The organism is Bradyrhizobium sp. 23AC (assembly GCF_054863025.1).
On sequence record NZ_JAVAYN010000285.1, the window covers coordinates 1 to 241 of the forward strand.

The 241-nt window shown below is 53.5% G+C and carries 1 protein-coding gene; it reads right to left on the reverse strand.

Translation table 11 applies throughout. The annotated features are described in order from the left end of the window. A partial coding sequence (locus RAD10_RS42460) for an FAD-dependent oxidoreductase (RefSeq protein ID WP_461622087.1) occupies positions 1-241 on the reverse strand: 241 nt, incomplete at both ends.

Below are 241 nucleotides of genomic sequence, written 5' to 3' on the forward strand. Positions count from 1 at the left end.
TCTTTTGCGGAGGGAATCGTTTCGAGCAACGGATTCGGAGAAGTTCCGGCAGTCCAAACGAGCGTCTTCGTATCGATCGTGGTCCCGTCACTCAATCGAAGGGCCTGGCCAGAAAACCCTTCTACTTTCATATTCAGCCGAACTTCCACTTTGCGCCCGGCGAGCTTTCGCTGAGCGTAAGCACCTAGCTTGTCGTCCAATTCTGGAAGGATGACCGGGCCGGAATGAACAAGAACGATTC